This window comes from Kamptonema sp. PCC 6506 (assembly GCF_000180455.1).
GTDB lineage: Bacteria > Cyanobacteriota > Cyanobacteriia > Cyanobacteriales > Microcoleaceae > Kamptonema > Kamptonema formosum.
In genome coordinates, this window is sequence record NZ_CACA01000254.1 from 1 (window position 1) to 12574 (window position 12574).

At 42.5% G+C, this 12574-nt stretch carries 15 protein-coding genes; 9 read left to right on the forward strand and 6 right to left on the reverse strand.

The annotated features are described in order from the left end of the window. The first annotated feature begins 125 nt into the window (after positions 1-125). The 4 genes from murI to OSCI_RS12955 all read left to right on the forward strand — a co-directional run bounded on the left by murI (position 126) and on the right by OSCI_RS12955 (position 4406). Positions 126-992 (forward strand): glutamate racemase, encoded by an 867-nt coding sequence (murI, locus tag OSCI_RS12940; protein WP_007355414.1) that lies wholly within the window; start codon positions 126-128, stop codon positions 990-992. Positions 993-1971: 979 nt separating this feature from the next. Next, positions 1972-2943 (forward strand): solanesyl diphosphate synthase, encoded by a 972-nt coding sequence (gene sds, locus OSCI_RS12945; RefSeq protein ID WP_007355416.1) that lies wholly within the window; start codon positions 1972-1974, stop codon positions 2941-2943. A 112-nt stretch (positions 2944-3055) separates the two neighbouring features. Beyond that, entirely contained in the window at positions 3056-3457 is a 402-nt protein-coding gene (locus tag OSCI_RS12950) for a type II toxin-antitoxin system Phd/YefM family antitoxin (RefSeq protein WP_007355417.1), read from the forward strand. Beyond that, on the forward strand, positions 3444-4406 hold the full coding sequence (locus tag OSCI_RS12955) for a trypsin-like serine protease (protein WP_019486850.1): 963 nt from the start codon (positions 3444-3446) through the stop codon (positions 4404-4406). The genes OSCI_RS12950 and OSCI_RS12955 overlap by 14 nt, the downstream gene beginning before the upstream one ends. Positions 4407-4463: 57 nt before the next feature. On the opposite strand, the gene OSCI_RS12960 is transcribed toward OSCI_RS12955, so the two are convergent. From OSCI_RS12960 to OSCI_RS12970, 3 genes are read right to left on the reverse strand one after another with little or no spacing between them, the layout of a single operon-like run. Then, complete coding sequence (locus OSCI_RS12960) at positions 4464-4808, reverse strand: DUF6717 family protein (RefSeq protein ID WP_007355419.1); 345 nt, start codon at positions 4806-4808, stop codon at positions 4464-4466. 42 nt (positions 4809-4850) lie between these two features. Beyond that, positions 4851-5084: a hypothetical protein gene (locus OSCI_RS31480; protein WP_083811305.1), complete on the reverse strand. Its 234-nt coding sequence runs from the start codon at positions 5082-5084 to the stop codon at positions 4851-4853. A 10-nt stretch (positions 5085-5094) separates the two neighbouring features. Then, positions 5095-6174 (reverse strand): PIN/TRAM domain-containing protein, encoded by a 1080-nt coding sequence (locus tag OSCI_RS12970; protein ID WP_007355420.1) that lies wholly within the window; start codon positions 6172-6174, stop codon positions 5095-5097. A 143-nt stretch (positions 6175-6317) separates the two neighbouring features. Here OSCI_RS12970 and hemW point away from each other — a divergent pair, with 143 nt between their 5' ends. The 5 genes from hemW (at position 6318) to OSCI_RS12990 (ending at position 9507) form a co-directional block, all read left to right on the forward strand. Continuing rightward, a complete protein-coding gene (hemW, locus tag OSCI_RS12975) occupies positions 6318-7628 on the forward strand; it encodes a radical SAM family heme chaperone HemW (RefSeq protein ID WP_007355421.1) in 1311 nt (436 codons plus the stop codon). 227 nt (positions 7629-7855) lie between these two features. After that, positions 7856-8116, forward strand: a complete 261-nt coding sequence (locus tag OSCI_RS29335; protein WP_071592434.1) for a hypothetical protein — start codon at positions 7856-7858, stop codon at positions 8114-8116. A 102-nt stretch (positions 8117-8218) separates the two neighbouring features. After that, complete coding sequence (locus OSCI_RS12980; RefSeq protein WP_007355423.1) at positions 8219-8476, forward strand: DUF1830 domain-containing protein; 258 nt, start codon at positions 8219-8221, stop codon at positions 8474-8476. A 264-nt stretch (positions 8477-8740) separates the two neighbouring features. Continuing rightward, on the forward strand, positions 8741-9166 hold the full coding sequence (locus tag OSCI_RS12985) for a PIN domain-containing protein (protein ID WP_007355424.1): 426 nt from the start codon (positions 8741-8743) through the stop codon (positions 9164-9166). Positions 9167-9177: 11 nt separating this feature from the next. Next, positions 9178-9507 carry a toxin-antitoxin system HicB family antitoxin gene (locus OSCI_RS12990; protein WP_007355425.1) on the forward strand — a complete coding sequence of 110 codons (330 nt, stop codon included), beginning with the start codon at positions 9178-9180 and terminating at the stop codon, positions 9505-9507. Positions 9508-9579: 72 nt separating this feature from the next. Here OSCI_RS12990 and OSCI_RS12995 read toward each other — a convergent pair whose 3' ends face one another. The 3 genes from OSCI_RS12995 to OSCI_RS13005 all read right to left on the reverse strand — a co-directional run bounded on the left by OSCI_RS12995 (position 9580) and on the right by OSCI_RS13005 (position 12568). Further along, positions 9580-10788, reverse strand: a complete 1209-nt coding sequence (locus OSCI_RS12995; protein ID WP_007355426.1) for an aminotransferase class V-fold PLP-dependent enzyme — start codon at positions 10786-10788, stop codon at positions 9580-9582. Further along, positions 10781-11377 (reverse strand): molybdenum cofactor guanylyltransferase, encoded by a 597-nt coding sequence (locus OSCI_RS13000; RefSeq protein ID WP_007355427.1) that lies wholly within the window; start codon positions 11375-11377, stop codon positions 10781-10783. The genes OSCI_RS12995 and OSCI_RS13000 overlap by 8 nt, the downstream gene beginning before the upstream one ends. 126 nt (positions 11378-11503) lie before the next feature. Next, a complete protein-coding gene (locus OSCI_RS13005; protein ID WP_007355428.1) occupies positions 11504-12568 on the reverse strand; it encodes an anthranilate phosphoribosyltransferase family protein in 1065 nt (354 codons plus the stop codon). Between the last annotated feature and the right edge of the window lie 6 nt (positions 12569-12574).

The window sequence follows — 12574 nt, forward strand, 5'->3', positions numbered from 1 at the left end:
AATTACCAATTCCCAATTAACAGTTACCAATTCCCAATTAACAGTTAACAGTTAACAGTTACCAATTACCAATTAACAGTTAACAGTTATTCGTTTAACTTGCAAAAATTATTTCTAACTGAGCAATGACAACTGACTTAGGACAACAGAGAATCGGTATTTTTGACAGTGGCGTGGGTGGTTTAACGGTTTTGAGAGAGTTATACCGACAATTGCCTGGAGAATCTATTCTTTATTTTGGAGATACGGCTAGGCTACCCTATGGCACTCGCTCTGCTGGGGAAATTACACATTTTGTCCGGGAAATCATGGCTTGGCTGCGATCGCTGAATGTCAAAATGGTGATTATGGCCTGCAATACGAGTTCGGCTTTGGCTCTGGAGACTGTGCAGGCTGAGTTTGATATTCCGATTTTAGGAGTAATTCTGCCGGGGGCGCGGGCTGCTGTACAGCAAGGTAAGCGGATTGGGGTGATTGCAACTCCTGCTACTGCTGCTAGTAATGCTTATCGTCGTGCTATTCTGGAGATGGATGTTAATTCTCAGGTCTGGCAAGTTGGTTGTCCTGAATTTGTGCCTCTGATCGAGCAAAACCGTATTTACGACCCCTACACATTAGAAGTGGCACGGGAATATTTGGCTCCTTTGATCCAGCAGCAGATTGATACTTTGGTTTATGGTTGTACTCACTACCCCCATTTGGCTCCGGTGGTGCGATCGCTTTTGCATGCGGGGGTGAAGTTGGTCGATCCTGCTGTTCATGTGGTAGCTGCTGCGGCCCAAGAGTTAGAATTATTGGGGCTGCGAAATAATGGCCCAGTAATGCCTACGCGCTTTTGCGTGAGTGGTTGCCCGGAACAGTTTGCTGAACTTTCGGTGCAGTGGCTCGGTTGCACCCCAATAGTTGAGAAAACTTTTTTGTCTGCTATTATCAGGGAAACTGTGTCTGTAGAATCTACGAGTAGTTTACACCCTGACCGTCCTCCTGCTTAACCAGACAATTTTAGATGTTATGGGAATAGATGTAGGGTGCATTGCCTGCACCCTACAAACGTGATGATTGCTCTTTGTGCTATTGCTATTGATAATTTAAGAGTAGGAACTAGGAGCATTTAAGCTCTCAGTTAACGAACGCTAGTTCGCGATTCCCCTTCCGGGATGGGTCACTCACCCAATCGAGTGATCTTAGCACTCCGCTCTACCAAAATCAACAGCAGATAAATAGTCAACACATAACCCGCAGCTAGGATGGGGATAATCAAAGGGATATCATGGTAAATCATAATTAGAGCCAAGAGTAAGGAGGAGAAGGAGGCGGACAACTTCAATACCTACTACATTAAGTCAGCAAGTAAAACCAAGCCTTGGCTCCGAAGGCTGCTTTTATATCCAAGCCTGTGAAAAGGCGATCGCCTTTTCATTTAATATCTATACCGCAAAGCGGAGCCAGCACATCCTTATAAGGTTGCACTTTGGCTGCTCACAGCTATGTGTTGCATCAAAGACACAAAGTTCCTAGCCAGAACAAAATTTGCACTCCCATGAGTTCAAATTTTAGTCCCAGACTGCTTAGCTGTTAGCGGACGATTAAGGCTGGCTCTACCAAGCTTATACAGGCGCTCGGAAGCTGCCCGCTGGTTTAGCTGTACTTAATGTATGGAATTGTTTAAATCCTTAATAATTAACATAACACAACATTTGCTATTTTGAGGCTGTCTTGAGGAAGATACTTAATAATTTGATACAATTTGGTGAATTGCCTGGGTTCTCGGCCGCGAGTCAGTTTTAGTCTCGAACTCTTGGCAGCTTATTGACAGTAATCTTAACGTTATTGAAAATGAACAGTACCCACAGAGAGATAGTTAATTAGGACAAACTAGGTATACTTTCCTTCCATAAGGCAGAGGCTTAGCTTAAAATAAAGCTATGATATGTAAAATTTTGTAACCTAAACGCTTGAGCCGCCGTATCCATGACTTCTCGCACTCTCCTATTTTCCCCAGTTGAAGAAGACCTGCGGCTGTTGACAGAAAACTTAAAACAGCTAGTAGGGGCCCGTCACCCTATCTTGTATGCAGCCGCAGAACACTTGTTCGGGGCTAAAGGAAAGCGGGTGAGGCCGGCGATTGTGCTGCTGATTTCGCGGGCAACAATGCCCAACCAGGAAATCTCTCCTAAACACCGTCGGCTTGCCGAAATCACGGAAATGATTCATACGGCTAGTTTAGTTCACGATGATGTGGTGGACGATTCCGACGTGCGCCGGGGTATCCCGACTGTGCACAGTTACTTTGGCAACCGAGTGGCGGTGTTGGCGGGGGATTTTCTCTTTGCTCAATCTTCGTGGTATTTAGCTAATTTAGACAATCTGGAGGTGGTGAAACTGCTTTCAGAGGTGATTATGGATTTGGCTGAAGGCGAAATTCAGCAAGGATTAAATGGATTTGATACCACTTTGTCGATTGAGGCTTATTTGGAAAAAAGTTACTATAAGACAGCTTCTTTGATTGCTAACAGTTCTAAGGCGGCTGGCTGTTTGAGCGGTGTATCTGCACAGTTGGCGGACGATCTGTACAATTACGGGCGCGATATTGGGTTGGCGTTCCAGATTGTGGATGATATCTTAGATTTTACTGGTTCGACGGAGACGTTGGGTAAGCCTGCGGGTTCGGATCTTAAGAGTGGAAATTTGACGGCTCCGGTGCTATTTGCTTTAGAGGAAAAGCCATATTTGGAAGCGTTGATCGAGCGGGAGTTTGCCCAAGAGGGGGATATTGAGCAGGCGATCGCGCTGGTGAAGGATAGTAAGGGTATTGAGCGATCTCGCGAATTGGCGGCGCATCACGCTCAGGCGGCGGTTGTGCGTTTGGCTGGCTTGCCACCCTCGGAGTCAAAGCAGGCTTTGATTGACTTGGCTGATTATGTTTTGAGCCGGCTTTATTAGGTGCGATGCCTACGGCTGGCTACGCCTACGCGCAGTTTTAGGGAAGATGAGCGAATGGTGATTCACATCTTCCCTGAAAGTATTAGAGCAATTAAAAGTGAGGAAAAATATTTTGAAACAAATTAAGGAAAATTTAGAGAGTAAAAATTTATCAAACCTGATTAGCAGAGTAGCAGAAACAGGAGAGCGACTTGTAATTGAACAACAAGGGAAAGAAATAGCTGCTGTTATTGCATATTCCGACCTGAAACGATTTGAAGCACTAGAAGCGGCTTTACTGAAAAAAGTCGAACTAGAAGAATATGAATGGCTGAAAGCTGTAGCTACAAATCCGGTCTTTGATTTTCTAAAAGATCCAGAAGAAGATATTTATACTGTAGCTGACGGTAAACCTTTCCATGACCCGGAATGGACTAATGCAGCTTGTTCGGATGCCAATTTTATTTCGATATTTGATCTGGAAGAAGACATTTATAACCTAGCTAACGGCAAACGCTTTCATGACGAAGGGTAAAATTTTTCTAATGTTTTCGAGGGCGATCAAAAAAATATTTTTCATATCAATTTTCACTCTGTTTATTATCCTATCAACAGCAGACATTAGCCACTCAATCATTAGTGCTTTTGCTAATAGTTCCGCACATAAACCTCTCCCCCTAAATCAATATACTGGTGTCGTATATCTTGATAATGTTGAGTGTAGCGGTTCACTCCTAACAGGAGGATTATACATTCTCACAGCCGCCCACTGTCTCAATGAAGGTGGAACAAAGGTTCCCACAGATACTGAAATCAACGCGATATTTAAATTACCCAGAGGCGAAGTTAGCATCCCCGTTAAAAAATATTTTATCCACCCAAGTTGGACTGGTTACGAGTCAGAAGTTGGCAATGATGTTGCTGTCTTAAAGCTGGAAAGACAAGCGCCGAAATCTGCGGAACAATACGATCTTTACAGAGATAAAGATGAAATTGGCAAAGTGTTTACTAAGGTTGGCTATGGATATATTGGTGTAGGTTCTAAGGGACAGGATGAGGATTCTAATTCAGAGGCGGAAAGATATGCGGGACAGAATCGCTATGAGGCGTTAATTGATGTTTTGAAGGATTCAAAAGTTACAGATTTTTCTGAGTTAGTTTTTGGCAGTCAATTACTTTTTGATTTCGATGATGGAACTGCGAAACATGATACTTTGGGTAAGCATTTTCCCAAGTTAGCAGATCGTGGTTTAGGAAAGAATGAAACTGCTACTGCTAGTGGAGATTCTGGCGGCCCTTCTTTTATTAATGGAAAAATAGCTGGTATTAGTTCTTGGGGTTATAGCGATCGCGGTTTTTTCAAAACAAATATTGGAGATATTGATAGCATTGATGATAATGGTAGTTTTGGCGAGATTTCCGGCGACACGCGGGTATCTTTTTATGCTAATTGGATTGACAAAATTACGCAATCTAGTCGCTAATTTACTCTCATTGCGAAGCACGAAGCCATCTTTCATATATAACCTAAACTGTCAAAGTTAAATTTCCTCAGCTTTGCAGTAAAATTTATTTGGTGCTTCATTAAAGTATTTAAACAAAGCTGGACACAACCATCCTTCCATATTTTTTGACTCCCACCGATACCAATTGCCACCATACTCTTCTCTCAACCAAAGTAACTCCGCCTGATATCCAGGGAAAGGATTACCGGAAAATAATAGCCGGAAGCCTTTTTCAGCATTAGGAATGTCTGCAACCAGTATATTAATCATTTCCGGGATACCTTGAACAAATGGTTCCTGTATCAACCCCACTCTTTCATCGTCAAAAACCCAAGTATACTGGTGGCGATAAGGGAAAATTACCATCATGGCGTTAGACATTGCTTTAACTCCTTTTCAAGTTTGTAGTAGTAGGTTTAAGCGCTAATTTATAGTAGGATTACGCTTCACTGGCGGTATTCTTACCGCGCCTGTTGGCGGCGTTACTGATAGTTTTGCATAAGTCCTGCATAAATAAAGATTATGTTGGCTTGCCGTTTTCCAACTGCTAAAGCTAACAAAAAACAACTGCCCCGATTCATCATATCGAACTCGATAGAGAATGGGGACAGTGTAGGAACAGATATCGCAATATTTAACTCTAATTGCTCTAGCCATTCTCTCATAATTAAGCAGTTACTGACTCTTGAGTACGGGCAAAAATCATCCTACCCGCAGAAGTTTGTAAGGCACTGGTAACGACAACTCTAACTTCGCCACCGACATAGCTGCTGCCAGCTTCCACTACTACCATTGTACCATCTTCTAAATAGCCAATTCCTTGAGATGGTTCCTTGCCTTCCTTGCGGATTTTGAGTTCGATGGTGTCTCCTGGCAAATAACTCGGACGTAATGCCTGAGTTAGATCGTTAATATTCAAAACCGCTACTTTCTGTACGCTTGCTACCTTAGACAAATTGTAGTCATTAGTTAGTAAAGTACCGTTAATATCTTGGGCAAAACGGACTAATTTAGCATCTACTGTTGCTAAATCTTCATAGTCAGCGGAGTGAATTTGAATGCGATCGGGATAAGTTTCTTTCATGCTGTTAAGAATATCCAGGCCCCGCCGTCCTCGCGCCCGCTTTTGATCGTTAGCAGCATCAGCTATTAGTTGCAATTCTTGTAAAACAAACTGCGGTACTAAGATTTGACCTTCTAAAAAACCAGTTTCCAGTAAGTTTTCAATTCTGCCATCGATGATGCAGCTAGTATCTAAAACTTTGGTAGGCGCTGGTTTAAAAGTGCCTTCTGCTACTAATACTGTATCTAAACTGTTGGGATTGATCAGCCGCAAGAAGCCTCTGCCGTGAGTGTCAGCTAAGTTGACTCCGGTGAAGCCGAAAATGACGCTACCCAGGACTGCGACTAGAGGTTTGATGAAACCGAATTCGTGGGGGATGGGTAGTAAGAAAAGCGGTGCTAGCATTAAGTTAGCAACGAGCAGTCCGACGATTAAACCGATGGCGCGAGTCAGTAAGACTTCAAGGGGCATATCGCGAACTTGCTTTTCTACGCGCCGATAGGTGGTTTGACCCACTAATCCGAAGACGAAGCCGATTAATGTGCCAAAAGCGCCCAATACCGATCTCAAGCCTTCGATGTTGGTGACTTGCACTAGGAGGTTGGGTGGTAGGAGATCGACTCCATAGAAGCCTATCCCCGCTCCTGCGATTATGAATGAAATAATTATGATTGCATCAAGCATTGTTTTAGACGAATAATTTTGCCGATCTTATTATATCTTTCAAGTGATGGTATTATTTTTACATAGATTGGTACGGAAATCCAACTTAATTATTAATAAAGATTTTATTAAGAATGTAGATTTCAAATCACAGGTATGATGCAATGAGTTTGATTGTAAATCCGGCGCGATCGCAATTTAAGACAGAGGGGCAATTTGCCTGCGATCTTCCCAGTTCGGCATATCTACACATTCCTTTTTGCCGCCGTCGCTGTTTTTACTGCGATTTCCCGGTTTCTGTGGTAGGGGATGCCTACGGGGGGCGGAATCCACGCAAAAATAGCGAGGATTCAGGGACGATTCAGGAATATGTTACGGTTTTGTGCCGGGAAATTGCCCTCAGTGCGGGGTTTTGTCAATCTTTGCAGACGGTTTTTTTTGGTGGGGGTACGCCTTCGCTGTTGTCAGTTAGTCAGTTAAGCCGGATTTTGGAGGCTCTCGATCGCCAATTTGGGATTGCTGCGGAGGCGGAAATTTCGATGGAAATTGACCCTGGTACCTTTAGTTTAGAGCAGTTGCAGGGATATAAGGCGGCGGGGGTAAATCGGGTGAGTTTGGGGGTGCAAGCTTTTCAGGATGAGTTGTTACGGGTTTGCGGGCGATCGCACTGTGTTGCTGATATCTATGAGGCGGTGGATTTGGTGCAAAAAGCAGAAATTACTAATTTCAGTTTAGACCTGATTTCTGGTCTGCCGCACCAAAGTTTAGAACAGTGGCAACTTTCTCTGGCGGCGGCGGTTGCCATTGCTCCAGCTCACTTATCTTGTTACGATTTAGTTTTAGAGCCTGTAACGGCTTTTGGGCGTTACTTTCAATCGGGAATTGAGCCTTTGCCAGCGGATGAAACGGCGGCTCAAATGTATCGCTTAGCACAGCAAATTTTAACTGAAGCTGGCTACGAACATTATGAGATTTCTAATTATGCTCGACCTGGTTATCAGTGCCGCCATAATCGGGTTTATTGGGAAAATCGTCCTTATTATGGTTTTGGGATGGGGGCGGCGAGTTATTTGCAGGGAGTGCGGTTGACGCGATCGCGTACTAGGAAAGAATATTATCAGTGGGTGGAGGATTCGACATCGGTAAAAGTTGCTGCAACTCCGATGACTTCCCATGATGTTTTGTTGGAAACGGTGATGCTGGGATTGCGTTTGGCCCAGGGCGTGAGTCTGGAGGCGATCGCGCAAAAATTTGGAGAAAATACGCTTGAGAAGATTTGGACTTGTTTGCAACCTTACTATCGACAAAAATGGGTAGAAATTGCCGGCGATAACGGGTTGCTATTGAATCTCAGAGATGGCGAAAAACTACCCTCCTGCGGCTATCTAAGGCTGAGCGATCCTGAAGGATTCTTATTTTCCAATACAATTTTAGCGACTTTGTTTAGCAAGTTGGAAGAGGATGGGCAACTATGACCTAAGACATAGAACCGCTCCGATCCTTACCCTGAGAAAGTTTGAGAGCCTGGGCAGGAACGTAACTATTTTTTGTTGATCCCCGTACCATTACTCTTAAAATTGATATAATTTTTATCGATCCCTGGGAATAGACACTTCCCAACCCAACTGAATCTTTAGATAGACGTAGGCGAAAATAGCTGACTGTCATACTTTGAGAGATATGAACCAGGAGAAGCTCTTAAATGAACGCTCTGACTCTCGAAAGTAATGATAGCCGCAGTAGCTCTGACCCTGAGATTGGGTTGCGTGGCAAAGACTTTCCCTCTAGGTGTAGTCTTTGTACTCATTACCAACTTCACGGGAGACGGGGCGGTAATTGCCAACTGCTAAATGTAACAGTTCAAGGTGTGTGGAAGGCGTGTTCTTTGGCGTTAACGCCGTTTGCGCCTTCTTGCGAGTCCGACTTTATAGGTGAGGCGATCGCCAACCGAAGTTTAAATTAATCAAATGAACGGGTGGCCGATTTTGCGGTAGCTTCTTCTCGGCTATAATTAGGTGAGTAGGGTTGGTGATTAGTTACACAATTTGAATAGAAACTTAAGGATATGACTTTAACTCTCGATCGGCTACCTTCAGAACTCTCTGGACGAATTCTTTGCTGCTATGTGAATGAGACTAGCATGATGCAGATTGCTCGGATTGTCAATATTACTAATTGGTATTTTGAGCGGACTGTTTTTCCCGGTGAGCGTTTATTATTTGAAGCATTGTCGGAGGCGGAGTTGGAGATTTGGCAAAGTGTTGATACGGGTGCAGTTGCTTTTGATAAATTTTTGTGCGATGAGTTACGGGTTGAGGAATAAACGGACTCTGCGGTGTAGAATTAACTGGATTTTAGTGAAGGAGGGCGATCGGTCTTTTTTTTGAGAGGGCGATCGCTTTTTTGGGTGAAGTTTATGAGTTTTGGTAGTGAATGTATAGGGGTTGAGAATGGTAAGCCAATACTATTTAAGGAATTTGTAGCTTCATACAACCTCTAAAAAATACCTAAACAACCATCACTAAACTGATAACTAAGTTCTGATAGAAATTGCCAAATTTATAACAAGGAGTGCTATAGTAGTGTTATGTCTACTGCACCACTACTTCGTGTAGTCATCGACACAAATGTTGTCTTTGAAGGTTTAACCAAACAAGGCGGTGCTGCTGGTTTGGTAATCGACGCATGGTTAGGCGGTTTGTTGGAAGTCTGCGTTTCTAATCCACTGGCTTACGAGTATGAAGATGTCCTATCTCACAAACTTTCACAAACTCGTTGGCAAAAACTTCAGCCTGTTTTGGGAGAGCTTCTAGCTCATGCTCAATTCATAGTAGTTTACTACTCATGGAGACCAACTTCACCCGACCCTGGAGATGATTTTTTAATTGATTGTACGATGAATGCAGGTGCAATAGCCGTCACATCAAATATTCGTGACTTTCAAAGAGCAAAAGAATCACTGAATCTACAAGTTATTACACCAGTAGAATTAGTAATCAAACTAGCATCTTAAAGGAGAGCCAGATGAGTCAATTCACAGTTCAGTTACCTAAAACACTCTACCAGCAGTTGATGCAATTGGCTGAAGGTGAAGGCATTTCGCTCAATCAATATATCATTTATGCCCTGACTAGACAAGTCACATTAGCTTACTCAATTCAGACAGCCTCAGAAGCAGAGATCGCACATCAAAAACAGTCTTTCACAGCACTATTGGAAGATTTAAAGCAAGCTTCTCCCAAACAACTGGAAGCTGTTTTGGCTGAACGGGAACAAGTTGAACCAGAAGCAGAGTTAGATTCTGAAATTATAGAGCGCCTTCAACAGCGAATACATAATCGCTCAAAAACATGAGTGGCTAGCAACTTTTAGCAAACTAATAAAAGAACTATTGAAAGTTTAACTCGATCTTAGGAAAAATGCCATTTATCTCTTTTTTTCCAACAACTCAACCAACGCCTCAGCCAAATATTCATACTGCGACAAACTATTATAAACCTGAGCCGAAATCCTCACTAATCGCTTACTCGCATCCGGCCAAGGCATCACGGGAACCTCTATTTTAAACTTCTCCCACAACTCATTTTGAATTGGTGGTAACTCTCCCTTTTTAACCACATCAGCATCTCCATCTGGCAAAGCAATAACAGCCATTGAACCAATCATTTCATCAGGACAAGGGAGTAACAACCCCAATTTCTCCATCAATATTTGCCTACCCGCCAACGCCATTTTATGATTTCTTTCCCTCAATTCCTTCCAGCCACCTGTTAGCAAAGAACCCATAAACTCAATAGCCACAGGTACACATAAATAGGCACTCGGATCGTCCGTCCCCATCCAGTCAAATTCCAATTGAAAACGCGACTTATCACTGCGAGGAGAATTGGCACCATGACTGATAACCGCAGGCCGAATTTCCTCTTGTTTATCGGGTTTAACATATAAAAAACCCGCACCTTTTGGCGCAGATAACCATTTATGACAATTTCCAGTATAATAAGCAGAGCCAGTCTCATGCAAATTCAATGCTAACATTCCTGGTGCGTGTGCTCCATCAACTAATGTATCCACACCGCAATTAGCCAACTCTTTTACTAACTGCTGAATGGGAAAAATTAAACCCGTTTGACTCACTACATGGTCTAATAAAGCTAACCGCGTTCTTGACGTAACGCACTTCATTATTGCTTCAATAACTCGATCGGGTGACTCAATAGGAAAGGGGACTTGTGCTACTACTATTTTAGCACCAGTGCGATCGGCTACAAAATTAAGTACATTTCGACAAGCATTATATTCCTGATTTGTTGTTAGTAACTCGTCATTGGAAGAGAAAGAAAGAGAACGCAAAACCGCATTTACCCCTGTTGTCGCATTTGGGACAAATACTAATTCATCGGCATTAGCACCAACAAACTCAGCTAATTTAATACGAGCATTATCTAAAAGTGGCTCAAATTCTCGCATAAAAAAGCGCAAAGGTTCCCGTTCTAACTGTTGACGAAACTGTGTTTGTGCCGTCAAAACGGGAATTGGACAAGCACCAAAAGCGCCGTGATTGAGAAAAGTAATATCTCGATCTAGTAACCAATGTTCAGATAGAGATTTCTCAGTATATTTAACGTTATTCATTATGTTTTAATTCCTTAAATTCGACTGGCGTGTTACAATTCCACAGCATTTTTGCTTCTCGTTCCCCTAAAGAAAGAGGTATTGCATCAATTTCCCTTAACCAATTTTGAAACGATCGCCCTCCTTTGTCAATAAAATTCCGCAATTCCGGTAAAGCTTGTTTGCGATAAAATCCACAGAAAGGTTCCCATCTTGAGTTTTGGTATGGTACAACTGCTAAAATAGAATTAGGTACTTGATTTAACCGATCGATCCAATCCTGAAGAATATCTGTTTTTAATAAAGGTAAATCGCAAGCTAAAAGTAATATCCATTCAGCGGAAATTTGAGCTAATCCCTCAGATAAAGCAACTAAGGGCCCGCTACCACGATCAGATTCTAACAGAAATTTATAATCTCCCGTTAAATTTTCTTGATAGCGATCGCGCCAAGGTGTGAGAATATAAACCTGGGAAGTTATAGAAGTCGCAACTTCATATACTTGTTGTAAAAATGGTTTTCCATTTATTAATAATAGTGCCTTATCTTTTCCCATCCGCGAACTTTGACCACCAGCAAGAATAAGAACAGCAATTTGGTTATTAGTCATATTTTAAAATATCAATTAGGATTTACTAGCTGGTATTATAAAAAATGGGGTTGCTTCACTATGTTCGCAATGACATAAGTAAAATTGTTCGCAATGACATAATCAAGATTGTTCACAATGACATCATTAAGATGATAATGACATTATTAGGGTTGAAATCTCTTCAAGTTTATCCCCTACCTTACGGCTCATTAATAAACTTTCAGCTTTACCTAAACCAGAATTCATATCCGGGCAAATTCCGCACCGCCATAGGTAAAAAGCGCCATTCCAGAGAGTAGATTGCATTAATTCCGAGGGTTCACCGCGCAAAACTGACTGCATCTGTGTTACCAACTCCGAAGTAGAATCTAGAGGAGGATTTTTATTACTAAAACCGTAATCTCCGTGAGCTAAAAGTAATCTTTCAAAAGGTCGATCTGATTTAGAAATACCAATAATTGCAGTCCGATCTCGCGGCAAATCACAGCTACCTTCCAATCCTTTAACTGTTGTAAAATTATTTGTTCCCCGCAATTTAAATGCCTCTTGGAACATTGTTTCTGTAGGTGGATGCACGTAGCCGCAAACAATATGAGCATCACCTAAATAGGGACACCACATTAACTCCATTGTGGCAAAAGGCGGGCGTTTCCCAATTTCGCGACGGTATAAAACCAAACTATCAGCTTGAGGAAAGTGCGTACAAATATAGACAAAACCTAAACCTGTAGATTCCAAAACTTGTTGAGCTTGTTCTAGAGAAAGTTTTGTCCAGTCAATGCCTAAACCTTGCCAAATGTCAATCAGAGGAACGCCTTCTTTTGTAGGCATTGTATTGCCACCGTGCATAATCGCAGGAGCGCCCGCTGAGGCTAAAATTAGAGCAGTTAAAGGAGATATTGGTGCTGTACGCGATCGCCCATCATAAGGCACTCCAAACACAGTTGGCGGTACGTTAGCAAATTTACCAGTAGCTATCGGTTTCAATCGCGGCCCTAGTTCATCATAAGCGTCAAGCATTCCCGCCAATTCTTCACCAGTAGGCCGTTTGATCCGATGAGAGATCATAAAGGCCCCGATTTGGGCCGGTGTTGCTTCTGCTAACAGCATCATTCTAGTTGCTGTTGCTGCTTCAGAACGAGTTAAATTTTCTCCGGTATGCACTCCACTGCCAATTTTTCGTACTAATTCTCTAAATTTTTCACTCATAATTAA